The organism is Alsobacter metallidurans, from assembly GCF_014636935.1.
Taxonomy (GTDB): Bacteria; Pseudomonadota; Alphaproteobacteria; order Rhizobiales; family Beijerinckiaceae; genus Alsobacter; species Alsobacter metallidurans.
In genome coordinates, this window is the sequence record NZ_BMES01000001.1 from 523,755 (window position 1) to 546,793 (window position 23,039).

The 23,039-nt window shown below is 68.5% G+C and carries 21 protein-coding genes and 1 tRNA gene; 7 read left to right on the plus strand and 15 right to left on the minus strand.

The window, feature by feature from the left end; genetic code table 11:
- Positions 1-60: 60 nt before the first annotated feature.
- From IEV99_RS02310 to rpmH, 7 genes are all read right to left on the minus strand, one after another.
- A complete protein-coding gene (locus tag IEV99_RS02310) occupies positions 61-807 on the minus strand; it encodes a pyrimidine 5'-nucleotidase (protein WP_188516113.1) in 747 nt (248 codons plus the stop codon).
- Between the two features lie 307 nt (positions 808-1,114).
- Positions 1,115-2,005, minus strand: coding sequence for an acetylglutamate kinase (gene argB, locus IEV99_RS02315; protein ID WP_188516114.1), 891 nt, complete (start codon positions 2,003-2,005; stop codon positions 1,115-1,117).
- A gap of 71 nt (positions 2,006-2,076) precedes the next feature.
- Entirely contained in the window at positions 2,077-2,445 is a 369-nt protein-coding gene (locus tag IEV99_RS02320) for a DUF423 domain-containing protein (protein ID WP_188516115.1), read from the minus strand.
- On the minus strand, positions 2,442-3,134 hold the full coding sequence (gene yihA / locus IEV99_RS02325) for a ribosome biogenesis GTP-binding protein YihA/YsxC (protein ID WP_188516116.1): 693 nt from the start codon (positions 3,132-3,134) through the stop codon (positions 2,442-2,444). Before yihA ends, IEV99_RS02320 begins: the two co-directional genes overlap by 4 nt.
- Positions 3,134-4,987 carry a membrane protein insertase YidC gene (gene yidC, locus IEV99_RS02330; protein ID WP_188516117.1) on the minus strand — a complete coding sequence of 618 codons (1,854 nt, stop codon included), beginning with the start codon at positions 4,985-4,987 and terminating at the stop codon, positions 3,134-3,136. The genes yihA and yidC overlap by 1 nt, the downstream gene beginning before the upstream one ends.
- Positions 4,988-4,990: 3 nt before the next feature.
- Positions 4,991-5,452 (minus strand): ribonuclease P protein component, encoded by a 462-nt coding sequence (gene rnpA, locus IEV99_RS02335; RefSeq protein WP_188516118.1) that lies wholly within the window; start codon positions 5,450-5,452, stop codon positions 4,991-4,993.
- A 26-nt stretch (positions 5,453-5,478) separates the two neighbouring features.
- Positions 5,479-5,613, minus strand: a complete 135-nt coding sequence (gene rpmH, locus IEV99_RS02340) for a 50S ribosomal protein L34 (protein WP_188516119.1) — start codon at positions 5,611-5,613, stop codon at positions 5,479-5,481.
- A 288-nt stretch (positions 5,614-5,901) separates the two neighbouring features.
- Between rpmH and IEV99_RS02345 the strand changes: the two genes are divergently transcribed.
- The 3 genes from IEV99_RS02345 (at position 5,902) to IEV99_RS02355 (ending at position 9,610) form a co-directional block, all read left to right on the plus strand.
- Entirely contained in the window at positions 5,902-6,705 is an 804-nt protein-coding gene (locus IEV99_RS02345; RefSeq protein ID WP_188517607.1) for a TVP38/TMEM64 family protein, read from the plus strand.
- A 38-nt stretch (positions 6,706-6,743) separates the two neighbouring features.
- Positions 6,744-8,174 (plus strand): dihydrolipoyl dehydrogenase family protein, encoded by a 1,431-nt coding sequence (locus IEV99_RS02350; protein WP_188516120.1) that lies wholly within the window; start codon positions 6,744-6,746, stop codon positions 8,172-8,174.
- Positions 8,175-8,290: 116 nt separating this feature from the next.
- Positions 8,291-9,610 carry an ATP-binding protein gene (locus tag IEV99_RS02355; protein WP_188517608.1) on the plus strand — a complete coding sequence of 440 codons (1,320 nt, stop codon included), beginning with the start codon at positions 8,291-8,293 and terminating at the stop codon, positions 9,608-9,610.
- 150 nt (positions 9,611-9,760) lie between these two features.
- On the opposite strand, the gene IEV99_RS02360 is transcribed toward IEV99_RS02355, so the two are convergent.
- Together IEV99_RS02360 and IEV99_RS02365 are read right to left on the minus strand one after the other, a co-directional pair.
- Positions 9,761-12,859, minus strand: coding sequence for an efflux RND transporter permease subunit (locus tag IEV99_RS02360; RefSeq protein WP_188516121.1), 3,099 nt, complete (start codon positions 12,857-12,859; stop codon positions 9,761-9,763).
- Positions 12,860-12,869: 10 nt separating this feature from the next.
- Positions 12,870-13,988, minus strand: coding sequence for an efflux RND transporter periplasmic adaptor subunit (locus IEV99_RS02365; protein ID WP_188516122.1), 1,119 nt, complete (start codon positions 13,986-13,988; stop codon positions 12,870-12,872).
- Positions 13,989-14,156: 168 nt separating this feature from the next.
- Here IEV99_RS02365 and IEV99_RS02370 point away from each other — a divergent pair, with 168 nt between their 5' ends.
- On the plus strand, positions 14,157-14,729 hold the full coding sequence (locus IEV99_RS02370; protein WP_188516123.1) for a TetR/AcrR family transcriptional regulator: 573 nt from the start codon (positions 14,157-14,159) through the stop codon (positions 14,727-14,729).
- A 30-nt stretch (positions 14,730-14,759) separates the two neighbouring features.
- On the opposite strand, the gene IEV99_RS02375 is transcribed toward IEV99_RS02370, so the two are convergent.
- Positions 14,760-15,107: a hypothetical protein gene (locus IEV99_RS02375; protein WP_244643467.1), complete on the minus strand. Its 348-nt coding sequence runs from the start codon at positions 15,105-15,107 to the stop codon at positions 14,760-14,762.
- Positions 15,108-15,448: 341 nt separating this feature from the next.
- On the opposite strand from IEV99_RS02375, the gene treZ reads away from it, so the two are divergent.
- Positions 15,449-17,191, plus strand: a complete 1,743-nt coding sequence (treZ, locus tag IEV99_RS02380) for a malto-oligosyltrehalose trehalohydrolase (RefSeq protein WP_244643480.1) — start codon at positions 15,449-15,451, stop codon at positions 17,189-17,191.
- 219 nt (positions 17,192-17,410) lie between these two features.
- Here treZ and IEV99_RS02385 read toward each other — a convergent pair whose 3' ends face one another.
- The 4 genes from IEV99_RS02385 to IEV99_RS02400 all read right to left on the minus strand — a co-directional run bounded on the left by IEV99_RS02385 (position 17,411) and on the right by IEV99_RS02400 (position 21,022).
- Positions 17,411-17,746, minus strand: a complete 336-nt coding sequence (locus tag IEV99_RS02385; RefSeq protein WP_188516124.1) for a hypothetical protein — start codon at positions 17,744-17,746, stop codon at positions 17,411-17,413.
- Positions 17,747-17,758: 12 nt separating this feature from the next.
- A complete protein-coding gene (locus tag IEV99_RS02390) occupies positions 17,759-18,034 on the minus strand; it encodes a hypothetical protein (RefSeq protein WP_188516125.1) in 276 nt (91 codons plus the stop codon).
- On the minus strand, positions 18,031-18,693 hold the full coding sequence (locus tag IEV99_RS02395; protein WP_188516126.1) for a nucleotide-binding protein: 663 nt from the start codon (positions 18,691-18,693) through the stop codon (positions 18,031-18,033). The genes IEV99_RS02390 and IEV99_RS02395 overlap by 4 nt, the downstream gene beginning before the upstream one ends.
- Positions 18,694-18,829: 136 nt before the next feature.
- A complete protein-coding gene (locus IEV99_RS02400; protein ID WP_188516127.1) occupies positions 18,830-21,022 on the minus strand; it encodes a DEAD/DEAH box helicase in 2,193 nt (730 codons plus the stop codon).
- 269 nt (positions 21,023-21,291) lie between these two features.
- Between IEV99_RS02400 and IEV99_RS02405 the strand changes: the two genes are divergently transcribed.
- Positions 21,292-21,368 (plus strand) — tRNA-Arg (locus tag IEV99_RS02405).
- An 884-nt stretch (positions 21,369-22,252) separates the two neighbouring features.
- On the plus strand, positions 22,253-22,609 hold the full coding sequence (locus IEV99_RS02410; RefSeq protein WP_188516128.1) for a hypothetical protein: 357 nt from the start codon (positions 22,253-22,255) through the stop codon (positions 22,607-22,609).
- Between the two features lie 93 nt (positions 22,610-22,702).
- Here the strand turns inward: IEV99_RS02410 and IEV99_RS02415 are convergent, their stop codons facing one another.
- Positions 22,703-22,861 (minus strand): hypothetical protein, encoded by a 159-nt coding sequence (locus IEV99_RS02415; protein ID WP_188516129.1) that lies wholly within the window; start codon positions 22,859-22,861, stop codon positions 22,703-22,705.
- Positions 22,862-23,039: the final 178 nt, after the last annotated feature.

Below are 23,039 nucleotides of genomic sequence, written 5' to 3' on the forward strand. Positions count from 1 at the left end.
CGTCCGGAGTTGGCGAAACGGTCGCGCGTGCTTAGCAACGCGCGCCGCCGCTGTCATCCGTCACGCTGCGCCGGCGACGGCCTCGATCTCGCGCAGCGGGGTGTTGGTGCGCAGGAAGTCGGCGAGGTCCACGGTCGAGTGGTGGATATAAGGGGCCACAACGGCCTCCTGCTCCTCCGCCTCGCGATAGAGATCGAACGTCTTGGGCAGCACCAGCACGGTTGTCATCCCGAGCGCCGCCGGAACCACGAGGTTCTTGGCCAAATCCTCGAACATCGCGGACTTGCGTGGGTCGACGCCATGCAGGGCGAGGAACTTCTCATAGGTCCGCGCCTCCGGCTTGGGCACGAAGTCGGCCGCCACGATGTCGAAGATCTCCTCGAAATGATCGCGGATGCCCAGCTTGCCAGCCACGTTCTCGGCGTGCTGGCGGGAGCCGTTGGTGAGGATCAGCTTTCGGCCGGGCAGCTTCTCGATGGCGGCGCCGAGCGCCGGGTCCGGGTCCAGCAGCGAGAGGTCGATCTGGTGTGCGAAATCCAGGAAATCGGCCGGCTCGATGGCGTGCTCGTCCATCAGGCCCTTCAGCGTCGTACCGTAGCGCCCGTAATAATACTTCTGCAGCGCCCGGGCCGAAATGCCGTCGATGCCGAACATGTCGGCCAGAAACAGCGTGATCCGCTGGTCCACCTGCGGCCACAACTGCGCGTGCGCCGGGTAGAGCGTGTTGTCGAGATCGAAGATCCAGGTCTCGACATGGTCGAAACCCGGTGTCGCCGAAGCGGGCGGCGGGGGTACATGGCGTGTCATTGGACGACGGAGCCTCACATCGCACAACGTCGAGATTGTGGCGAAAGAGGATCAGTGTCGACCGGAGAGATTAAGGGATTGGGGGGTGATCGAGCCACGCCGTCCCAACCACTCGCCGTCATTGCGAGCGACAGAGAAGCAATCCAGCCTAAGGGCCCGGCGGAGCAGGCCGGGAACGGGATCCAGGGCTGCCGCGCTCGTTCCTTGGATCCCCTTCCCGGCGCTGCGCGCCGCCGGGGATGACGGAGAGAGTGCGGCCGATCAATCGGCATCGCAGAGGCGAAAGCGAACGGCAGCCGCCACCGCCTCACCGCGTGATCAGCGTACCCGCGCCGAGATCCGTCAGCAGCTCCAGCAGCACGGCGTGCGGGACCTTGCCGTCCAGGATCACCACGCCCTCGACCCCCTGCTCCAGCGCGTAGATGCAGGTCTCGACCTTGGGGATCATGCCGCCCGTGATGGTGCCGTCCGCGATCAGCGTGCGGCACTGGTCGACGGTGAGCTCCTTGATTAGGTTCTTGTTCTTGTCGAGCACGCCCGGCACGTCGGTGAGCAGGAGGAGGCGCTTGGCGCCCAGCGCGCCCGCGATGGCGCCCGCGAAGGTGTCCGCGTTGACGTTGTAGGTCTGGCCTTCGGCGCTGTTGGCGACGGGCGCGAGCACGGGGATCAGCTCGCGGCCGAGCAGGGCCTCGAGCACGGTCTTGTCGACCTTGTCGGGCTCGCCCACGAACCCGAGATCGACGACCCTCTCGATGTTGCTCTCCGGGTCGATCACCGTGCGGGTGACCTTGCGGGCCGTCACCATGTTGCCGTCCTTGCCGCACAACCCGATGGCGCGGCCGCCCTCGTTGTTGATGAAGCCGACGATCTGCTTGTTGATGAGGCCGGCCAGCACCATCTCGACCACCTCGACGGTGGCCTTGTCGGTGACGCGCAGGCCCGCCGCGAACTCGCTCTTGATGCCGAGCCGGCTCAGCATGGCGCCGATCTGCGGGCCGCCGCCGTGCACCACCACGGGGTTCACGCCCGACTGCTCCAGCAGGATCATGTCGCGCGCGAAGTCGCGCGCCACCTGCTCGTCGCCCATCGCGTGGCCGCCATACTTCACCACCACGGTGGCTTCGTCGTAGCGCAGCATGTGCGGCAACGCCTGGACGAGGATCTCGGCCTGCTGGTGGGGATCGTTGCTGTCGGGCATGGGCGGCGCTCGCTCTGCTGCGGGTTCTGCGGCAGCCTTCTAGAGCACCCGGGGCCGAAGTGGAAACCGCTTTAGCGCGCCCGGGCGAAAACGGCGTTTCCGGCCAGCAGCAGCCAGCCGCCCATCAAAAGAAAACCGCCCGTGGGCGCCGCCATTGGAACAGGCCGCCACTCGGCCAGCGCGCCGAGCGCCAGCGCGCCCGAAAACAGCGCGACGCCCAGCGCCAGCAACGCGCCTGCGGCCAATGTGGGGCGCCGGGGAAGGGTGGTCAGATCCGCCGCGAGCGCGACGCCGAGCAAGGCCGGGGCGTGAAACAGCAGGAAATAGGCGGCCGTCGCCAGGTTCGGCCCGCCGATATGCGCGGAAGCCGCCGCGAGGGCCACGCCGGCGCAGCCGCCGACGCCGGCCAGCGCAACCAGAACGCGCGGCCCGGGGCTCACGCCTTGACGACCTCGAGCGCGCCGCGCTCCACCAGCAGCTTGGCGACCGAGGCGCGCAGCTCCGACACGCCCTCGCCCTCGTGGCTGGAGGTGGCGATGATCTCCGGATAGGCGGCAGGCCGGCGCTTCAGGGCGTCCAGCGTTTCGGCGACGCGCTTCTCGGCCTCGCCCTTTTTCAGCTCGTCCACCTTGGTGAGGACGATCTGGTAGGACACCGCGGCCTTGTCGAGCAGGTCCATGATCTCGTTGTCCACGGCCTTCAGTCCATGCCGGCTGTCCACCAGCACGAAAACCCGCGCGAGCGTTGCGCGGCCGCGCAGGAAGTCGTGGATCAGACCCGTCCAGGCCTGCACCTTCTGCTTGGAGACGGCCGCATAGCCGTAGCCCGGCATGTCGACCAGCGTGAAGCGCCCGTTCACGTCGAAGAAATTGAGCTCCTGCGTGCGGCCGGGCGTGTGCGATGTCCGCGCCAGCGCGTTGCGGCCCGTGAGCGCATTGATGAGGCTCGACTTGCCGACATTGGAGCGCCCCGCAAAGGCGATCTCCAGGTTGCTCATGGGCGGCAGCTTGCCGGTGGGGGCGGCCGCCCAGAAGAAGCCGGCCTCGCCGGCGAAGAGCTTGCGCCCGGCCTCGACCAGCGCGGGATCGAGCGCGGCCTTCTCGGGATGCGTGGGCGCGGGCTCGCTCATCAGGCCGGCTTGCCGGCCTTCGCGTCGGTCTTGGCCTCCGCGACGGGCTTCGGGGGAGCCTTCTTGAAGGCGCCGCGCAGGTTGTCCCACAGCTCCACCTTCACGCCCTGGCGTTTCATGATGAGATACTGCTGCGACACCGACAGCAGGTTGTTCCAGGACCAGTAGATCACCAACCCGGCCGGGAAGGACGCCAGCAGGTAGGTGAAGAACACCGGCATCCAGGTGAACATGGTCTTCTGGACCGGGTCCGTGGGCTCCGGGTTCATCTTCATCTGGACGAACATCGTCACGCCCATGATCAGCGGCCAGATGCCGATCATTAGCACGTGCGGGGGCGTCCAGGGGATCAGGCCGAACAGGTTGAAGATCGAGGTCGGGTCCGGCGCGGCCAGGTCCTTGATCCAGCCGAAGAACGGCGCGTGGCGCATCTCGATGGTGACGAACAGCACCTTGTAGAGCGCGAAGAACACCGGGATCTGGATCACCACCGGCAGGCAGCCCGCCACGGGATTGATCTTCTCCCGCTTGTAGAGCTCCATCAGCTCCTGCTGCTGCTTGACCTTGTCGTCCGGGTACTGCTCGCGCAGCGCCTGCATCTGCGGCTGCACGGCCTTCATTTTTGCCATCGAGCTGTAGCTCTTGTTGGCGAGCGGGAAGAAGATGGCCTTCACGATCACGGTCACGACCAGGATCGCGATGCCGAAATTGCCGACCAGCTTGAAGATGCCGTCCAGCAGCTTGAACATCGGCTGCGTGATGAACCAGAACCAGCCCCAGTCAATCAGGAGCTTGAACCGCTCGATGCCGAGCGTGTTCTGGTAGCCGTCGATCGTGTTGACCTCCTTGGCGCCGACGAAGAGGCGCGTCGTCGAGGTCGCGGCGGTTCCGGGCTGCACGGTCTGCGGCTGCAGCGTCAAAAGCGTCTGGAAGTTGTGCTGGCCGCCGGGCGGCGTCGCGGACGAGAATGTCGCCGTATAGGGCGCCTTCTGGTCGGGGATCAGCGCGGCGGCCCAGTATTTGTCCGTCATGCCGACCCAGCCGCCGGTCGCCTGCGGGAAGCTCTTGCCCTTCTCGGTCGCCGACAGGGCGGCTTCCTTCTCGAGCGAGTCGTACTTCTCCTCCTTCAGGCCCTGCTCGCCCAGGATGCCGAGCAGGCCCTCGTGCAGGATGTAGTAGCCCTGCGTCACCGGCTTGCCGATGCGCCGCACGAAGCCGTAGGGCGTCAGCGACGCCGTGGTCCCGTCGCGCGCCTCGACGCTGTCCGTGACGGTCAGCATGTAGTTGCCGTCGATCGCGATCAGGCGCTTGAAGACGAGGCCCTTGCCGTTGTCCCACGTCAGCGTGACGGGCTTGGCCTCGGTCAGCGTCTGCCCGTCGGCGGTCCACACCGTGTTGGGCAGCGGCACGTCCACGGCGGCGCCTGGCGCGGGCAGCCATCCCAGGCGGGCGAAGTAGCCTTCGGGGCCGCCGGCCGGCGAGAACACCACGATGTTCGGGCTCTGGCGGTCCACCGTCTCGTGGTAGTCCTTCAGCGCGATGTCATCGACGTCGCCGCCGCGCAGGTTTATGGAGCCGCGCACCCGGGCGGTCTCGATCTTGACGCGCGGCGAGCTCATCAGCGCCATGTCGCGGGTCGGCGCGATCACGGCCATGCTCTCGGAGGGCGGCGTGTTGGTCTGCGGGCTGGCGCCCGGGATCGGCCCCTGGCTGTTCTGCGCCGCCACCTTCGCGTTCTGAGCCGCGTCCTGCTTCGCCTTGTCCATCGTGGGCACGCCGAAGAAGACGTTCCAGCCGATGAGCACCGCCAGCGAGAGGGCGATCGCGAGGAAGAAGTTCTTGTTGTCCTGCATGGCTCAGCGAGTCTCTCGGAGGCGGGGGACGACGGCGTTCGGGGACGGCGGCAGATCGGGCCGACGCGCGCCGGAGCGGCCGCGCGGCCGTTCGAGCCCCTCGATGGCGTCGACGATGTCGATCAAAAGAACAGGGAATTCCGCCGACAGGATGTCACGCCGGGCCACGACCACGAAGTCGTAGGCGTCCTTGGCGGAAAGCCGATCGCCCTGCGTGGCCGCGATCTCGCGCAACGCGGCGCGCAGCCGTCGCTTGACGCGATTTCGCTCCGTTGCGGTGCCGACCTTGCGGCTGACCGTCAGACCGAAACGGGGACCGGCGACGCCGCCGGCGTCCGGCGCGCGTGCGATCCCCTGCAAGGTCAGTCTCGGCGTATGAAACCGTCGCCCTTTGGCGGCGGCCAGATAATCCGCTCGCCTCGTCAGCCGTCCCGGAAGGGTCCGGGCCCGCGAGGTGTCGGTCATGACGGGCGCGCTCGCGCGCTCCCCGCTCAGGCCGAGAGGCGCTTGCGGCCGCGAGCGCGGCGAGCGGCGATGATCTTGGCGCCGCCCTTGGTGGCCATGCGGGCGCGGAAGCCGTGGCGGCGCTTGCGCACCAGCTTGCTGGGTTGATAGGTCCGCTTCACGGGTGTTCTCCGGTCGGGCCCAGCCAAACGAGGGTTCTGGGCCTGTCATTCTGTGGTTGCGAAACGACTTCGCCGGCGGCCAATCCACCGGAGTTGTCCTTCCGACATGTGCGATGACGCTCGAAAGCTCGCGGGCTTATGGCGGATGGCCGGCCGAAAGTCAACGCATCCGCGCGCTGCGCACAGGCTGAATCACGCCTCATCACAGTGCCGCGACGTCGCGTGCGGGACGCTGCGCCTTGCGATAGCGTCAGCCTGAACGCAGGGGGATTCTCGCACGTGACAGAGATGGGCGGCAAGCCGGCGGGCGCCGCGCCCTCGGGACCTGGCGCGCGGCGGCGGCTTTGGTTCGGGCTCGCCGCGCTCGCCCTGGTGGCCGGCGGTGCGGTGGCGCTGGGCGGCCTGGTGACGCCCGAGGCCGTGCTGCCGCGCATCGAGGCCGTGCAAGCCGCCGTCGCGGCCCATCCGGTGCGATCCGCGCTCGTGTTCACGCTGGCCTATGCGGCCTTGGTGGCGCTGTCCACGCCGGGGGCGACGCTGTGCACGGTGCTCGGTGGACTGCTGTTTGGCTGGTGGCAGGGTGGTCTTGCATCGCTGCTGGGCGCCACGACGGGCGCGATCCTGCTGTTTCTGGCCGCCCGCTCCCTGCTGGGCGGCCCGTTGATGCGGCTGGCGGGGGATCGCGTGCGCCCGCTCGCGGCCCGCATGCAGGCGGACGCCGTCAGCTACATGCTGTTCTTGCGGCTCACTCCCGTTTTCCCCTTTTGGCTGGTGAACCTTGCCCCGGCGCTGCTCGGGGTGCCGCTGAGGGTCTTCGCCCTCACCACTCTGGTCGGCATCACGCCCGCCACCTTTGCGTTCGCGACGGCAGGCTCGGGCCTTGGCTCCCTGGTGGCCGCCCAGCAGCGCGCCTTTCAAAGCTGCGTGGAGGCGGCGGGCCGGCGGGCTGCCGCGGGCGCTCCGTGCCGGTTCGACGTTTCCCTCGATGCGATCGTGACGCCCGGCCTGCTGATCGGGTTGACGGCGCTCGGCTTTGCGGCCCTCATTCCGGTCGCGCTGCGCCGCCTCGGCCTTCTGGGCGGCAAGCGCTAATACCCGCCCCAGACCATCGCACGCCGAGGCCCGCCCGCATGTCCGATCCCGTTCTGAAGCCGGACCTCTGCGTGATCGGGGCCGGCGCCGCCGGCCTATCCGTCGCCTCCGTGGCGGCGGCGTTCGGCGTGCCGGTCGTGCTGGTGGAGCGCGGGCGTATGGGCGGCGAATGCCTCAATGTCGGCTGCGTCCCCTCCAAGGCCCTGCTGGCCGCCGCCGAAGCCGCGGAGGCGTTTCGCCGCGCCTCGCCATTTGGGATCGCGTCCGCCAAGCCGCGCGTCGACTGGCCCAGGGTCCGCGCCCACGTGGACCACGTCATCGCGGCCATTGCGCCGAATGATTCCGCCGCCCGCTACGGCGCGATGGGCGTGCAGGTGATCCGCGCAGAGGCCCGGTTCACGGACGCCCGCACGCTCCAGGCGGGCGACGCGACCGTCCGGGCCCGCCGCTACGTGATCGCGACCGGCTCGGTTCCGGCCGTGCCGCCGATCCCGGGCCTCGCCGAGACGCCTTTCCTCACCAACGACACGCTGTTCAGCCTGCCGGCGCGCCCCGATCGGCTGCTGATCCTCGGCGGCGGCCCCGTCGGCGTCGAGATGGCGCAGGCCTTCCGCCGTCTCGGCTCGGAAGTCGTGCTCGTCGAACAGGGCGCGCTGCTCGGCAAGGTCGATCCGGAGCTCACGGCCCACCTCGCGGCCGCGCTGGAGCGCGACGGCGTCGAGATCCATGCCGAAACGGCCGTCGAAAGCGTTTCGAGCGGGCCGCAAGGTCTTGTTCTCAGGCTTGCGAACGGCCGGGAGCTCACCGGCTCGCACCTGCTGGTCGCAACCGGTCGACGGGTCAACACGGAAGGGCTCGGCCTCGAGGCGGCCGGCGTCGATGTCGACCCTTCCGGCATCCTGGTGGACGCCAGCCTGCGCACGCGCAACAAGCGGATCTACGGCATCGGCGATTGCGCCGGCGGCCCGCACGCGGGCGACAGGCTCACCCACATGGCCAACCACCATGCCGGCCTCGTTATCCGCAACGCGCTGTTTCGCCTGTCCGGCAAGGTCGAGCAGGTCGCGGTCCCGCGCGTGATCTATACGGAGCCCGAACTCGCGACCGTCGGCCTCGACGAGGTGGAGGCGCGCAAGCGTCATAAGACGATCCGCGTGCTGCGCTGGCCCTATGCGGAGAATGATCGGGCGCAGGCCGAGCGCTTGACCGCCGGGGAGATCAAAGTCATCACCACGGCGTCCGGCGTGATCCTGGGCGCCGGCATCGTGGGGGCCCGGGCCGGCGACCTCGTCACGACCTGGACGCTGGCGGTGAAGAAGGGCCTGTCCGTTGCCGACCTGCGCGACCTCATCGTCCCCTATCCGACGCTCTCGGAGGTGTCCAAGCGCGCAGCCGTGTCGTTCTACGCCGGACAGACCCGCGGCCCGATGGTCCGCCGCGTCCTCTCGGTGCTGCGCGCCTTCGGGTAGGCGCCAGGAGGCTCCGCCGCGTGGCTGATGCGCCCCAACCCCCGAATGCGCCGACGCGGCGCTGGCTCGGCCCCGGCCTCTCCGAAAAGCTGCTGGTGCTCACGGTCGTGTTCGTGATGCTGGCCGAAGTCTTCATCTACGTCCCGTCGATCGCCAATTTTCGCCGCAACTGGCTGAACGACCGCATCGGCGCCGCGCAGATCGCCGCGCTGGTGCTGGACGCCGCCCCCGCGGGGGCCGTGCCGCAGCCTCTCGCCATGAGCCTGCTGCAACAGGTCGGCGCCGTCACGGTGGCGGTCCGCTCGGGCGGCGCGCGCCGCCTGCTGGCTGCTTCCGACATGCCGCCCGAAGTCGCGCAAGACGTCGACCTGCGCGAGCAAAGCGCCCCGACCATGATCGCCAACGCGTTCCGGACGCTGGTCGCCGCCGAGCCTCGCTACATCCGGGTGATCGGCGCCGGCATGGGATCGGTCGAATTCGTCGAGATCGTCCTGGACGAAGCGCCGTTGCGAGCCGCCATGCTGCGCTTCTCGGTCAACATCCTGCTGCTCTCGCTGGTGATCTCCGGCATCACGGCGCTGCTCGTCTATGTGTCGCTGCTGCGCATGATCGTGCGGCCCGTACGTCGCCTCACCACCAACATCGTGGCGTTCCAGGAGGACCCCGAGAACCTCGGCCGCACCATCAAGCCGTCCGGCCGCTCGGACGAGATCGGACTTGCCGAGCGCGCCCTCGCCAAGATGCAGGGCAGCCTCGCCGAGGAGTTGCGCCAGAAAAAGCATCTCGCGGCGCTCGGCCTCGCGGTCAGCAAGATCAACCACGACCTGCGCAACCTCCTGTCTGCCGCCCAGCTGTTCTCGGACCGGCTCAGCGCCCTCAGCGACCCCACCGCCCAGCGGCTCGCGCCCCGCCTCATCGCCACCCTCGACCGCGCCATCGGCTTTTGCCAGTCGACGCTGGCCTATGGGCGGGCGGTGGAGCGCCGGCCCGAGCATGAGCCGATCATGCTGCACGAGCTCGCGGAAGAAACCGCCGCGCTGCTCGGCCTCGGCGACGGCGCGGGCGTGGCGTTTGAAAACGCCGTTCCGCCTGGCCTCGTCTGCCACGCAGACCGTGAGCAGCTCTCGCGCATGCTTCTGAACCTCGCCCGCAACGCCACCCAGGCGCTGGGCGATCAGCCTGACGGGCTGGTCCGCATCCGCGGCTTCCAGAACGCCGGCGCGGTGGTGATCGAGGTCATCGACAACGGCCCCGGCGTTCCGGCCCGCGCGCGCGAAAACCTGTTCCAGGCCTTCGCGGGCTCAGCCCGCGCCGGCGGAACCGGGCTCGGCCTCGCCATCGCGGCCGAACTCGCCGGCTTGCACGAAGGCTCCGTCACCCTTGTCGGCGACGGCCCCGGCGCGGTGTTCAGGATCACGCTGCCCAAGCGGGGCTGACGCCCGGAAGGGTGTCGCCATCATCCCAGCGCCTCGCCGTCATTGCGAGCCGGAGGCGAAGCAATCCAGTCTAAATGCCCGGCATTAGGCTGGATTGCTTCGCTGTCGCTCGCAATGACGGTGAGGGTGGCATCTGCATTCCGCCCCCGCCTACTCCGCCGCCAGCGCCGGCCGGTGCGGGCCCTCGGCGGCGGCTTCGGTCACGGTCGGCGCCTCGGCCCGTCGGTCGCGGGCGAACAGCGTGTAGAACATCGGCACCACGAACAGCGTGAAGATGGTGCCGATCGACATGCCGGACGCGATCACGATGCCCATCGAGAAGCGCGCGGCCGCGCCCGCGCCGCTAGCGGTGAGCAGCGGGGCGACGCCCAGCACCATCGCGGCCGTGGTCATCAGGATGGGACGCAGGCGCACCTTGGCGGCTTCCTGGATGGCCTCGCGCGGGCCGATCTGCCGGCGCGCCTGCAGTTCGTTGGCGAACTCCACCATCAGGATGCCGTGCTTGGTGATCAGCCCCACCAGGGTGATGAGCCCAACCTCCGTGTAGATGTTCAGCGTCGCCAACCCGGCGTTCAGGAACGCGAGCGCGCCAAACATCGACAGCGGCACCGACATCATGATGATGAACGGGTCACGGAAGCTCTCGAACTGGGCTGCCAGAACCAGGTAGATCACGATTACCGCGAGCCCGAAGGCCATGCCAATCGAGCTGCCTTCCTGGACCTCCAGGCGCGACTGGCCCGCATAGTCCTCGTAGAAGCCCTGCGGAAGGATATCGTCCGCAACCGCGCGCAGCGTCGCCAAACCCTCGCTGGTGGTGACGCCCGGCAGCGGCAACGCCGAGATGGTGGCCGAGTTCAACTGGTTGAACTGCTCGATCGCGGCGGGCGCCGCGCCGGTCTCGATCTTCACCACGGAGGAGATCGGAACCATCACGCCGTTGGAAGCACGGACATAGTACTGGCCGAGCCGCTCGGGGTTGAGCCGGTCCTCCTGCGCCACCTGGGTGACGACGTCGTAGGAGCGGTTGTCGCGGTCGAACTTCGAAATCGTGCCGCCGCCCACCAGCGCGCCGAGCGCGGCGCCGATTTCGCTCACCGGCACGCCGAGCGTGGCGGCGCGGTCGCGGTCCACCGTGATGCGGGCGCGCGGCGTCTCGAACGACATCGAGTTCTGCACCACGATGAACTTGCCCGACTGCAGCGCCTTGATGCGCACCTGCTCGGCCACCTCATAGGCCTGCGAGGCGTCCCCGATGGTGCGCAGCGCGTACTGGATCGGCAGGCCGCCGCTGGTGCCCGGCAAGGCAGGGGGCGAGAAGATGAAGGCCTGCAGGCCCGCATTGGCGTCCAGCATGGACTGGATGTCCTGCTTGATCGCCGCCGCCTTGCGGTGCCGCTCGTTCCAGGGCTTCAGCTTGAAGCCGATAAAGCCCGTGCCGCCGCCGTCCGTGCCCATGATCGCGAAGGTGTCGTCGATCTCCGGGATCTTGTCCTTGGGCGGGTTCAGGAAACCGGCCGCGAAGGTCTGCGTGTAGTCGGATGTCGCGTATTTGGGCGTGTTCACGAGGCCCAGAAACGCGCCCTGGTCTTCCTCGGGGGCGAGCTCCGACGGCGTCTTCATGAACAGGAAGCCGGTGGTCGCCAGGATCGCCACCACGATGATGAAGGTCACGGGCCGGAAATCGAGCGAGCTCGTCAGCCGTCGGCCGTACCAGTTCTCCAGCTTCGTGAAGACCCGGTCCACGAAGCCGGCGAAACCCTTGGCGCCGCCGTGCGGCTTCAGGAGCCGCGACGACATCATGGGCGACAGCGTCACGGCGACGATGCCGGAGATCACCACCGCGCCCGCGAGCGTGAAGGCGAATTCCCGGAACAGCGTGCCGGTGAGGCCCTGCGTGAAGCCGATCGGCGCATACACGGCCGCGAGCGTGATCGTCATCGAGACCACCGGGCCGAAGATCTCGCGCATGCCCACAATGGCGGCGTCGATCGGCTTCAGGCCTTCCTCGATGTGCCGGTGGATGTTCTCCACCACCACGATGGCGTCGTCCACCACGAGGCCGATGGCGAGAACCATGGCGAGCAGCGTGAGGAGGTTGATCGAGTAGTCGAGCAGGAACAGGACGAAGCAGACGCCCACCATCGACAGCGGGATCGTGACGATCGGGATGATCACCGACCGGAACGACCCCAGGAACAAGAGGATCACCAGGATCACGATCGCGGCCGCTTCCGCGATGGTCTTGAACACCTCCTCGATGGATGCCGAGATGAAGTTCGAGGCGTCGTACACCACCTCGGCGGTCATGCCCTTGGGCAGCGTCGGCTTGATGTCCTCGATCGCCTTGGTGACCTGCTTGGCCACCGTCAGGGGGTTGGCGGCCGGCGTCGGCGTGACGCCGATGAAGGTGCCCGCCCGTCCGTTGAACGCCACCTTGGTGTCGGTGCTCTTGGGGCCGAGCTCCACCCGGGCGACGTCGCGCAGGCGCACCACCTGGTCGCCGCTGGTTCGGATCGGCAGCGCCGCGAACGTCTCGGGCGTCTGCAGCGTGGTCTGCATCTCGATCGCGTAGGCGACGAACTCGTTCTGCGTCTTGCCGGGCGCGGCCAGGAAGTTGCTGGCCCGGATGGCCGTCACCACGTCGGTCGCGGTGACGTTGCGTGACGCGAGCTTGATCGGGTCGATCCAGATGCGCATCGAAAAGTCGCGCCCGCCCAGGATGTCGGCCGAGCCGACGCCCTCCAGCGTGGCGAAGCGGGGCTGCACCACGCGGGTCAGGAATTCCGACACCTGCTCGGGGTTCATCTCCGAGCTCGCGAAGGTGAGGTACATCAGCGCGAAGGTCTGGCCGGTGCCCTTCACCACCACCGGGTCCTCGGCGTCGGTGGGCAGCTGCGCGCGCACCTGCTGCACCTTGGCGGTGACCTCGGTGAGCGCCGCGTTCGGGTCCGTGTTCAGGCGCATGCGCACCGACACGGTGCTGAGCCCCAGCCGGCTCTGCGTGGTGACGTAGTCCACGCCCTCGGCGCTCGACACCGCCTTGGCGATGGGCGTCGACACGAAGCCCTGCATCAGGTCCGCGCTCGCGCCCGTGTAGGTCGTCGTGACCGTGATCGTGGTCTCGTCGATCTTGGGATACTGGCGCACCTGCAGGCTGATCAGCCCCTGCGCGCCGAGCAGCAGGATCATGAGGCTGACCACGATGCTCAGCACGGGCCGGCGAATGAAGAGTTCGGTGAAGCTCATGGCCGCGTCCTCAACCGCCCGACGCCAGCTTGGTGATGTCGATCGTGTTGTCGATCTTCACCGTCGCGCCGGCCGTCAGCTTGTTCTGGCCCGAGGCCACCACCTTCTGCCCGGCCGGAATGCCGGACACCACTTCCACCATCTTGCCCTCGCGCCGCCCGGCCTTGACGAAGACCTGCTTGACCACGAGCTTGGACTTGTCGCCGTCCTTCTGCTCCTCGATCGTGAACACGTAGTCGCCATAGAGGCTCGCGATCACGGCCGTCTGCGGGACGGAGACGACGTTCGGCTCCGCCGGCAGGTCGACCCGCACGCGCAGGAACTGGCCCGGGATCACGCTCTCGTCGCGGTTGTCGTCCAGCAGCGCCTGCACGGAGACGAGCCGCGTCTGCGGGTCCACCCGCGGGTCGATGCCGATCACCTTGCCATTCTTGGAGAGGTCGTTCTCGGTCACGCCGAAGCGCACCGTCTGGCCCACCTTCACCTTGGCGATCAGCTGCTCCGGCACCGTGAAGTCCACCTTCATGGCCTGGAGGTTCTGGTAGGTCGCCACCACGGAGCCGGTCTGGAGATACTGCCCCGGATTGATGCGCGGGATGCCGATCGTGCCGCCGAACGGCGCCTTGAGGCCCTTTTGCTCGATCACGGCCTGGATGCGCTGCAGTCGCGCCCGCGCGGTGGCGAGCTGGGCGACCACCTGGTCATAGGCCGCCTGCGTGTCGAAGCCGCGCTGGCGCAGCGTGCTGGAGCGCTCGAGATTGGATTCGGCGAGCTTCACGGCCGCCTGCGCGTCGGCGAGGTCCGCCCGCTCAACGGCGTCGTCGAGCTGCACCACGAGGTCGCCCTTGTTGAAATGCTGGTTGGCGCTGAAGCGGATGTCCTTCACGACGCCCCCCGTCTCCACCGCCAGCTCCACGCCCTGCTCGGCGCGCGCGCTGCCGATCGCCAGGATGCCGGGCGTCCACGTCGTCGCCGTCGCGTCGGCGGCCGACACCGTCTGGGCCGGCCGCTGCATGGTGGCGAAGAACTGCGTGATCATCTTGTCGCGAAAGAAGTTGAACCAGACCAGCCCTCCGCACAGCCCGACGGCGAGCAGGAAGACAAGGGCCACGACGATGCGACGCTTCATAGGGTTGGTCCGTTCGGTCCGGTCGGTCTGGCGCCGACTTGCAATGCGGGGGCGACCTTGCAGCGCCTTCACGGCGCTTGCATGACGATCAATGCGGGTTGTATAAACCGTCCAGACGGTACAGTCAAAGGGCGCGCGCCTGCGCTTTTTCCCGCCGAAAGGCCCTCCATGATCCCACCCCGCCGCACGCGCGCCAACTCGCGGGACAAGATCCTCGACGCCGCCGCCGAAATCGTCGGCGAGATCGGCGCCGGCAAGCTCACACTGGACGCCGTGGCGCAGCGCGCCGGGCTCAGCAAGGGCGGGCTGCTCTATAATTTCCCCAGCAAGGACGCACTGCTGTCGGGCATGCTGGAGCGCATGATCGGCGAAAGCGTCGCCGAGAAGGAGGCGCTGCGCGGCCGCATGGCGGGCGCGCGCAATCTCGAGGCGCGCTTGTCCATCGCGGTGTCGCTGAAAATGCGCGCCGGCGCGGCGCAGGAGGTCGCGAGCGGCATGCTGGCGGCGCTCGCCGAGAATCCAGGCCTGCTGGATCCCGTCCGCACGCTGATCGCAGAGGAATGGCGGGTCATCAAGGCCACGTCGGAGGATCCGGAGGCCGCCATGCTGGCCTGGCTCGCCGTGGAGGCGCTCGGCAGCCTCGACATGCACGGCGTGAGCCCTGTCACGGCCGCCGATCGCGCCCGCATCGAGGCAGCCGTCACCCGGCTGCTCGACCACGGCATCAAGGGCGACGGCTGAGCCGGCGCCCGAATTTTTGTTCCGGAGCGGTCAGTTCGCCGGCGCGCGCCGGGTCAGGTCGATCACGGTCCTCGGCGGAACCGACACCTTGAAGCGGCGGGTCTTCTCCACCACCACGGTGCGCGGCGCGCCGCTGCGGCTTTCAACCGTCGCAACGCTGCGCCCCTGCGCAATCGCACGGGCCGTCGAGGCCACCAGCTTCTCCACCTGCGGCCGAACGTCCTCGGCGGCGAGCTCCATCAGCCCGGCGACAATGTGGACCTGCTGGTCGACGTCGTCCGTCAGCCCCTGGGCGGCGAACATCGCCTCCTCGAGGGTGGGCGGCTCGTGGCGGACACGGAGCGGGCGCATTTCGCGGGTCTGGGCCTTGGGAGGCACGGGAATTCTCCATCGGGTAAGCGCGCAGCATACGCCTGATTCAGATATTGTGCACTGCAACATTTACAAGGGTGCTCCGCGTATGGCGGCGAAACTCTGACGATGCGTTCACACACCGGAGAGGAGCGGCGCTTTGCGCCCCAATTCGATCACTTCCGCATGATGGCCGCTGTAAGGCGGAACCGGGGCGCCGACGCCGCATTGTTCGGCCGACCGACAGGGGGCGACAAGTGACGCGCGAGCCAGAATCTTTCCCCAACGCTCCGAGGCCGACAGCCAATCCCACTCCGGCGCATTTCATACGCCCGCTGCCCTTTGGGGCGAGCTTGGAGGAAGACGGCGTGTTCTTTCGCCTCTGGGCGCCCAAGCAGAACGCCGTCAGCCTGGAAATCGAGGGCAGGGCCCCCGTCGCGATGATCGCCGCCGAGGGCGGCTGGCGCGAGATCAAGGTTGAGGGCGTCGGCCCGGGGGCCCGCTATCGCTTCCGGCTCGAGGACGGACTGGCCGTACCCGACCCGGCATCGCGCTTCCAGCCCGAGGATGTGCACGGCCCCAGCGAGGTCGTCGACCCCGCCGCCTATGCGTGGAAAACGCCCGGTTGGCGCGGCCGCCCCTGGGAGGAGTGCGTCCTCTACGAACTCCATGTCGGCGCCTTCACGTCCGAAGGAACCTATGCGGCCGCCGCCGAAAAGCTCGACCATCTCGCCGATCTCGGCGTCACCGCCGTGGAGCTGATGCCCATCGCGGATTTCCCTGGCGCCCGGAACTGGGGCTATGACGGCGCGCTGCCCTATGCGCCCGACGCGGCCTATGGCCGCCCGGAAGACCTGAAAGGCTTCATCGACGCCGCCCATGCGCGCGGCCTGATGGTGTTTCTCGATGTCGTCTACAATCACTTCGGGCCGGATGGGAACTACCTGCCGCTCTACGCTCCCATCTTCACCGATCGCCACAAGACGCCCTGGGGCGGCGGCATCGATTATGACGGCCCCCACAGCCGCCCGGTGCGCGAGCTCGCGATCGAGAACGCGCTCTACTGGCTGGACGAATACCGCTTCGATGGCCTGCGCCTCGACGCCGTCCACGCCATCATGGACGACACCGACGACCATCTGCTGCGCGAGCTCGCCCGCCGGGTCCGCACGGCCTTTCCGGAACGGCACATCCATCTCGTGCTCGAAAACGAGGAAAACGAGCCCGCCTTGCTGCAGCGCGAGGGGGGGCGCCATCCCCAGCACTACACGGCGCAATGGAACGACGACGTCCACCACGTGCTGCACACGGCCGTGACGGGCGAATCCGCCGGCTACTACGCCGCCTACGCGGGCGATGCCGGCAAGCTGGCCCGCGGCGTCGCCGAAGGCTTCGTGTTCCAGGGCGAGCACATGGAGTATCGCGGCTCGCCCCGCGGCGGCCCCAGCGGCGACCTGCCGCCGAGCGCCTTCGTGGCCTTCCTCCAGAACCACGACCAGGTCGGCAACCGCGCCTTCGGCGATCGCATCACTGCGAGCGCCAGGCCCGAAGCCGTCGAGGCCGCCCTCGCGGTGCTGCTGCTCCTGCCGCAGATTCCGATGCTGTTCATGGGCGAGGAATGGGCCAGCGCCAGCCCTTTTCCGTTCTTTTGCGACTTCGGCCCCGAACTCGGCGAAGCCGTGCGCAAGGGCCGCCGCGAGGAATTCGCCCGTTTTCCCGAATTCCAGGACGAAGCCTCCCGCGCCCGCATCCCGGACCCGACCGCCGAAAGCACGTTCCAGTCGGCCAAGCTCGACTGGGACGCCCTGTCCCAACCCGCCCACGCCGCCCGCTTGGCGTTCGTGAAGAAGCTCCTGCGCCTGCGCCGCGACCGCATCATCCCGCTGCTGCCGGCCCTGAAGCGCGGCGGCGCCGGCGAGGTGATCGGCCCATCCGCCGTCTCGATCACGTGGCAAGCCGACCACGGCCGCACCCTGCGACTCCTCGCGAATCTCTCCCCGCAGCCTGCCGCCGTGAGCCTGCCCAAGGGCGAATCCCTCTTTGTCCAGGGCGCGCTCGCCGACAAGGAACTCGGCCCCTGGACCGCCGCCTGGTGGCTCGGCGCGAGCTGAGCCGCGCAATCAGGTACCCCTCGCCGTCATTGCGAGGAGCGCAGCGACGAAGCAATCCAGACGCCGGGCCTGAAGCGCGACCGTGGCGTCGTGCTCAACGCCCGGCGCCTGGATTGCTTCGCTGCGCTCGCAATGACGGCGAGACGCTTCAGTGCGCGAAGGACCTGGACAATCGTGCGCCGGGGAGCATCGCCTCTTGGTGGCGAATACCCAGCCCGCCTATGGGTTCGGGCATTTGAACGGCGGAAACGTGCTCGCCGTGCCGGCGTTCATCGCCATCACGGTGAGGATGTTGGCCATGGCGAACTCCTCGGGCGAGCGGGGGCACACGTCGGCCGGGGCCGTGCAGCCCGAGGCCAGGAAGGCGCGGTGGCGGTCGAGGAAGTCCTGGCTGAGCCCAGTCTGGCCGCGTCGCGCCAGCGCATCCGTCCAGGCCTTTGTGTAGCGGGCGCACTTCACCTCGGTCCAGCTTGGCTCGGCGGACCCTTGGGCGAGCGCCGGATCGGCGGCGGCGAGGAGCGCAACCAGCAGCAGTGCGGGGACGGGCGAACGCATCGCTACGAAGCCTCAGGCGCCCTTGGCGGCCTTCAGCTCCGCCACGGACGGATGCCCGTACTGCTTCAGCGCCGCGTCCACGCCTTCCATGATCACGTCGTGGATCTTGCGGTCCGTCACATACGCGATCTCGCGCAGTTTCAGGTACACGGGCTTGGGCAGGTAGATGCTCGTGTGGATCACGTCCGGGCGCTCCTTGCGGCCGGCCGGAGCGGCCGCCGTGGTCGCGGCCGGCGCATTCGCCTTGGCGAGCTTCAACTCGCCGAGAACCGAGGGACGCTTGCTCACGCGCGGTGTTCCTTGTTGGCGGGTTGCGCCCGCATCTTGCCGTCGACCCAGCTCCAGAGCAGGCGGATCTCATCCGCGGCCTTGCCCTTGCCGGCATATTCGGTGACGCCCATGCCGGTCGCCATGGCGTCTTGGTGATCGGCGCGCAGCGCCAGCGGCGGGTCGGCCAAAACGCCGAATTCGGCGAGGCCGCGCGCCGCCTCGGAGGCGCGGGTGCCGCGGCCGGGCGGGCACTGGTTCAGCACGAAGGCGAAGTTCTCGCGCATGCCGAGCCGCATCAGCGATTCCAGCGTCGGCAGCGTGGCCTGCAGGTCGAGCCGCGACGGGCGCGCCGGCACGAGGCAGAGCGTGGCGGCCTTCATGGCGAGATTGCCGCCCGTGTTCTCCACCCCGGCGGTGTCGAGGATCGCCAGCGTGAAGCCGCGGCCCTTCAGGGCCTCGAGCACTTCGGGCAGACGGGGCAGGTATTCGGGGCCGACCTGGTCCACCGCGACGCTCTCGCTGCCGCGGGCGCCGCCCCAGTTCGCCAGCGAGCCCTGGGCGTCGAGATCCAGCGCCACGACGCTCTCGCCCGCCGCCGCGGCCGCCACCGCGAGCGAGGCCGCGATGGTGGTTTTGCCCGTGCCGCCCTTTTGGGTGACCAGCGTGATGGTACGCACCGTACGCCTCCTGATTCGCCCCCAATCTACAGCGCGGCGGCGCCGCGGCGCCACACGAGGCAGGGAGCGGGATCAATCGGATTCGGCGCTGTGGCGCAAAGGACTCAGTGGCGGGAGCGGCGCGCCCCCGCCGGGCTCAGCCCTTTTTGCCCTTGCCCTTGTGCGGGCGCTTCGGCCCGTCGGGCCGGCGCTGGTCCGGAATGCCTTTCACGGAAGCCTTGAAGCCCGCCTTGGCGGCCGGCTTGGCGCCTGTCTTCGGCTTGAAGCCCGTCTTTGGCTTGAAGCCTGGGGCCTCGTCGGCAGGGGCTTCGGCGCGCTTGCTCTTGAACGGCTTCTTCTCGGGCCGCCGCTCGGCGTCCTGCGGCCGGTCGGCGCGCTCGAAAGCGCGCTCCGGGCGCTCTGACCGTGCGGGCCGCTCAGGCCTGGCTTCGCGCTCCGGTCGCGCCGGGCGTTCGAAATCATCCGGGGCGGCCGCGCGAACCGGACGCTCCGCCCGGGCCGGCCGCTCGGCGCGCTCGGGACGGTCACCGCGATCGGGACGATCGCCACGATCGGGACGATCGCCCCGCTCGGGACGATCGCCACGCTCGGGACGGAACTCGGACGGCGCGTCGCGCAGATGCGGCGGCGGACGGTTGCGCCGCGGCGCGCCGCCGCCCATGGCCGGGGCCTCGGTGCGCTCGATGCGGATGTCCTCGCCCTTGCCGCCCTTGCCCAGCGCCGCCTGGGCGAAGCGCTCCGCCGCCTCTTCGGTGATCTCGAACTTGGTCTCGCGGTCGAAGATCTTGATCGACCCGACCTCTTTCTTGGTCACGTGGCCGCGGCGGCAGATGATGGGCAGCAGCCAGCGCGGATCGGCGTTGTTCTGCCGGCCGATGCTGAGCCGGAACCACACCATCGGTCCGCCCGGGCTGCGGTCGGCCGCGATCGGGTCGTAGGTGGAGCGGGGTTCGCGCTCGTCGCGCGTCCGCGCCGGACGGGGCTCGCGGGCGTCGCGCGGATCGCGCTCGCGCTGCGGGCCCGGATCATAGAGCTCCTCCGGCTCGGGCAGCCGGGAGCGGGTGGCCCGCACGAAGGCGGCCGCAATATCCTCGGGGGTGCGCTTCTCCAGGAGCAGGCGCACGGTCGCGAGGTCCTCTTCCGAGCTCTCCTCGTCGAAGATCGGGTCCTGGACCAGCCGCTCCTGGTCGCGCTTGCGCACGTCCTCGGCGGAGGGCGGTCCCAGCCATTGGGCGTCGAGGCCCGCCTGGGCGAGCAGCCCCTCGGCGCGGCGGCGGCGGTTGAACGGCACGATGATCACGCACACGCCCTTGCGGCCGGCGCGGCCCGTGCGGCCGCTCCTGTGCAGCAGCGCGTCGCGCCCGCGCGGCAGCTCGGCGTGGATCACGAGGTCGAGGCCCGGCAAGTCTATGCCGCGGGCCGCCACGTCGGTCGCCACGCACACCCGGGCGCGGCCGTCGCGCAGCGCCTGCAGGGCGTGGTTGCGCTCGTTCTGGCCCATCTCGCCCGACAGCGCGACGGCCGAGAAGCCGCGCTCCAGCAGGCTTCCGTGCAGCTTCCGCACGGCCTCGCGCGTGTGGCAGAACACCAGCGCGCCGGGGCTGTCGAAATAGCGCAGCACGTTGACGATGGCGTGCTCCACCTCGCTGGGCGCGCAGCGCACGGCCTTGTAGTCGATGTCGCCATGCGGCTGCGAGCGGTCCACCGTGTCGATGCGCAGCGCGTCGCGCTGGAAGCGCTGCGCCAGCGCGGCGATCTCGCGCGCGATGGTGGCCGAGAACAGCAAGGTCCGCCGCTCCGCCGGCGCAGCGTCCAGAATGAACTCCAGATCCTCCCGGAACCCCAGGTCCAGCATTTCGTCGGCTTCGTCGAGCACGACGGCGCGGAACGCGCTCGGGTCCAGGCGGCCGCGCTCCAGGTGGTCGCGCAGGCGCCCGGGCGTGCCCACCACGATGTGCGCGCCGTCCGCCAGCGCCCGCGCCTCGCGCCGCACGTCCATGCCTCCGACGCACGCGGTCACGCGCGCGCCCGTGTGCGCGTAGAGCCACGCGAGTTCGCGCTGCACCTGCAGCGCAAGCTCGCGCGTCGGCGCGATCACGAGCGCCAGCGGCTCCGCGGCCCGCCCGAAGCGCTCCTCGGCGCCCAGCAGCGTGGGGGCGAGCGCGAGCCCGAACGCAACCGTCTTGCCCGAGCCCGTCTGCGCGGACACGAGCAGGTCGCGCTCCTCCGCGCCCGGCTGCAGCACGGCCTCCTGCACGGGCGTGGGCTCGGCGTAGCCGCGCTCCTCGAGCGCGCGCGCAACGCTGGAATTCGTCAATGGAAAAGGCATGTGCGTCCGGAAGACAGGGCGGGCAGGGGGTCCTTCGGCCATCCGTCTCGTCGGGCTGGAAGGACCTCAACGCGCAAACGCGCGGATCTGAACGCAGGGCTAGACCTCCGGGGGGCCGCCGTCAACCGCGGCAGGGGCGAACGGCCACGCCGGCCCTGCGGCGGCGCTGCGCAAGATCGTCATCAAAGGCGCCCGAAGGGGGTTGCGCATGCCGATCCGAGCCGCTATTCAGACGCCCGTGACGGACGGCCCTGCCGCTCCATCACCCCGCGCCCGTAGCTCAGCTGGATAGAGCATCAGACTACGAATCTGAGGGTCGGACGTTCGAATCGTTCCGGGCGCGCCAAATTCTTGAATGGTAACAACACCTTCTAAGCAGCCCGCCCAAGTGGCGGGTTTCTTTTTGGGAAGCTGTTCCCCGGCCCTGTTCCCGGAGCGTTTCCACGGCCAAAGTGAAGGCCGGAGCGTACTGGGCGAACGTGGCCGGGGTCGCATTTTTGGCCGCGCTGAAGGACTGCAGACTCGACACATGGCGGGGCTGGGTGCTGCTGATCGCCACAAACAGCATCGTCTAATTCGGTCTTCTCTGGCTCGACCAGGATGCTGGGTTTTGGACCCGGGTGCTCGACGACTGCAGAATCGAGATCGTCTCGTATCCCGGTTCTCCGGAACACGATGGCGAAGTCATCCCGCTGTCGCCGGCCCAGGCGGCCATTTTCCCATCAGCTTACTCGTACGACCACATCGCAGACATGGGTCCTCTGCAGACGATTGGGGCCGTCATGCTGCTTCGGACCTCTTTTACCGGTCGCTACGGGGAGCCAGACGAAGCTCCGCACCGGAGCGTCCAGCATGAAGCTGAATTGCGTGCGACCCGGCATGATAATGGTTTAATCGGGGTTCAAGAACTCAACCCTCGCTTTATCGAGAGCCTTATTTGAGCGCTGCAAAAAAGAACCCCGTGAGAGCTGACACCGCGGGTTTTTAGGCGCAAGCGGAGGGGGCGATCTCCCTCGAGCGGGGAAACGTGAGAAAACAGGTTGTTCCGACCTGCCGCACATATTTCGACGTGTAGGTCGTTCTCAGGGTTCCAGCCTGTTCCGGCCGAGTCGTCCTCCCCAGAGCAGGCGACGTTTTGATCTCAGGCGATCCGCCGCATTCGAACCAATTCTGAAATGCGGGACAAAGCGGACGAATAGCAGGATCGGAAACCCGAATTGGATTCCATCGATGCGCCTTATTCCCACCGCTCTTGCATTGCTCGCCTTCGCCGGCGCCGCTCCCGCTCACGCCCAGGTGATGCTCCCCCGACAGGACATTACCCGCGTAACCATGCAGATTACGATCGCCACGCCTGCACAGTCCGGGGCCTCGAGCGACGAGCAACTTGCGACCCAATCCGACGCCCGGAAAAGGATCTACACAGCCATCGAAAACGAGTGCCGTGTCTTGGCCGAGGTTTTTAAATCCGATTGTCGCGTGGCTCAGGTCGCCACGAACACGATAATGGGGCCGCGCGGCCCTCAGCAGCTCGAAACGATCAACCTCCACGGCAATGGGACGTTCGAGCTAGTGCCGCGCAAATGATCTATCTGCGCTTAGCGCAGCAGGCCCGTCCGGCTCCGGCTGCGGCGGGCTTTTTGTGTCTCGGGCTTAATGGCTGCCGGCCGTCGGCGCGGCCTAGTCGACCAGAAAATAGACCGCGAGGATGGCGATCAGGAACACCAGGCAGACAACCCGGAAGTCGCCCTGATCCGGCCGGCGCAGAGGTGGCGCAGTTCCAGCTTCAATTTGATCTCGGGCGACGCTTATTTCTGCAGGAGAAACTCTGTCGAGCATCCGGTAAGATCCCAAAGCTTCGCCGTCGCCCTCCGACTAGAAGGAACGGCTTGGATACGCCCCGCTTAGATTGAAGGCACCTCAGTCCGACGCTACTCGTCGGCGAAACTCGGCAACCCCGCATTCAGACTGGCATTAACCACCAGGGCGCCGATAGGGGGCCCGGCTGTACCGCGCA

What these genes read in the sequence shown, in the direction of transcription:
- IEV99_RS02400 (WP_188516127.1), bottom strand. Translation starts at nt 21,022, where the DNA reads ATGCCTTTTCCATTGACGAATTCCAGCGTTGCGCGCGCGCTCGAGGAG.
- IEV99_RS02345 (WP_188517607.1), top strand. Translation starts at nt 5,902, where the DNA reads ATGGGCGGCAAGCCGGCGGGCGCCGCGCCCTCGGGACCTGGCGCGCGG.
- rnpA (WP_188516118.1), bottom strand. Translation starts at nt 5,452, where the DNA reads ATGACCGACACCTCGCGGGCCCGGACCCTTCCGGGACGGCTGACGAGG.
- yidC (WP_188516117.1), bottom strand. Translation starts at nt 4,987, where the DNA reads ATGCAGGACAACAAGAACTTCTTCCTCGCGATCGCCCTCTCGCTGGCG.
- IEV99_RS02355 (WP_188517608.1), top strand. Translation starts at nt 8,291, where the DNA reads ATGCTGGCCGAAGTCTTCATCTACGTCCCGTCGATCGCCAATTTTCGC.
- IEV99_RS02310 (WP_188516113.1), bottom strand. Translation starts at nt 807, where the DNA reads ATGACACGCCATGTACCCCCGCCGCCCGCTTCGGCGACACCGGGTTTC.
- IEV99_RS02360 (WP_188516121.1), bottom strand. Translation starts at nt 12,859, where the DNA reads ATGAGCTTCACCGAACTCTTCATTCGCCGGCCCGTGCTGAGCATCGTG.
- yihA (WP_188516116.1), bottom strand. Translation starts at nt 3,134, where the DNA reads ATGAGCGAGCCCGCGCCCACGCATCCCGAGAAGGCCGCGCTCGATCCC.
- argB (WP_188516114.1), bottom strand. Translation starts at nt 2,005, where the DNA reads ATGCCCGACAGCAACGATCCCCACCAGCAGGCCGAGATCCTCGTCCAG.
- IEV99_RS02410 (WP_188516128.1), top strand. Translation starts at nt 22,253, where the DNA reads ATGCGCCTTATTCCCACCGCTCTTGCATTGCTCGCCTTCGCCGGCGCC.
- IEV99_RS02385 (WP_188516124.1), bottom strand. Translation starts at nt 17,746, where the DNA reads ATGCGTTCGCCCGTCCCCGCACTGCTGCTGGTTGCGCTCCTCGCCGCC.
- IEV99_RS02365 (WP_188516122.1), bottom strand. Translation starts at nt 13,988, where the DNA reads ATGAAGCGTCGCATCGTCGTGGCCCTTGTCTTCCTGCTCGCCGTCGGG.
- IEV99_RS02370 (WP_188516123.1), top strand. Translation starts at nt 14,157, where the DNA reads ATGATCCCACCCCGCCGCACGCGCGCCAACTCGCGGGACAAGATCCTC.
- IEV99_RS02415 (WP_188516129.1), bottom strand. Translation starts at nt 22,861, where the DNA reads ATGCTCGACAGAGTTTCTCCTGCAGAAATAAGCGTCGCCCGAGATCAA.
- IEV99_RS02350 (WP_188516120.1), top strand. Translation starts at nt 6,744, where the DNA reads ATGTCCGATCCCGTTCTGAAGCCGGACCTCTGCGTGATCGGGGCCGGC.